1 protein-coding gene is annotated in these 1,050 nt (G+C 69.6%); it reads right to left on the bottom strand.

Features of this window, described 5'->3' with window-relative positions; genetic code table 11:
* The coding region (locus EB084_26370; GenBank protein ID NDD31788.1) for a hypothetical protein at positions 1-1,018 on the bottom strand (1,018 nt) is incomplete at its 3' end.
* Between the last annotated feature and the right edge of the window lie 32 nt (positions 1,019-1,050).

Below are 1,050 nucleotides of genomic sequence, written 5' to 3' on the forward strand. Positions count from 1 at the left end.
GCTGCACCGCGCCCATGATCTCGAGCACGCTGAAGAAGCTGATGAAGCCGCCGTACATCTCGCCGCCGAAGAACAGGTTGATGCAGCGATCGACGGAGGGGTCGAGACCGGCGGCATAGAGCCCCTCGGCCGCCCCGCGCATCTGTTCGTGGTAGTCGTGGTAGGTGAAGATGCTGATCTTGGGCTGCCCGGATGACCCACCGCTCTTGAAGTAGAGGTCGGCGTGGCGCTCGTCGACGTGGGCGGCCTGGAACTCGGCCTTGCCCATGACGGGAACGCGGGTGCGCGGGGGGGTGAACGGCTCGGTGAGCTCGCCGAAGCTGCTGAAGCCGCGAAGGGCCTCACCTGCCTGCACGCTCACCCGGCGGGTGTATCGCTGCAGGGCGTAGAGGCCATCGTGGGGCTCGCCTACATACGAGTCGAGCATGTGTCCCACGTCGGTGATGCGCTGCGCGCCCGCGGCGAAGAGCGCGGTGCTCAAGGGCTGCGTGTCGGCGAGATCGGCGGCAAGCGCCACGGTCTGCAGGTACTGGCGCAAGGGGCGAAGGGTGCCGATGATGTCGGCCCTCGGCAGCGGCTTCACCCACACCGATCGGTAGAGGGGCGACGCCTGCAGCGAGGACCGCTGGTCGACCAGCACGCGCCACGAGCGGTCGGGGGCTTCGATGACCCGGGTTCTCTCCAGGCACGCGTCGAGCCGGGCCAGCTCGGTGACCGTGGTGATCTCGGCCCATTCGACCTGCGTGGGGCGCGCGCCAGGGCGGGTGCGCGAGACGCGATCGAGCACCGCGGCCAGGCGTTCGGCGAAGCCCTCGAGCACGGCGGGCTCTGCGGTCTCGAGGTAGACGCACTGCGGGCTCGAGCAGGCCTGCTGGTCGTAGAGGCAGATGTCAGAGGCCAGGGGCTCGAGCAGCGCGTCGTCGTGCAGACGGCTGCCGGCGATGTAGGCGAACGAGATGCGATGGCCCCATTCGATGAGTCGGGCGTGCGCGGGCACCAGCTGACGCGCCCCCGCCATGGCGCTCTCTCCGCCCCAGGCGGCGACCCCGT

It is taken from the genome of Pseudomonadota bacterium (assembly GCA_010028905.1).
Lineage (GTDB): Bacteria > Vulcanimicrobiota > Xenobia > RGZZ01 > RGZZ01 > RGZZ01.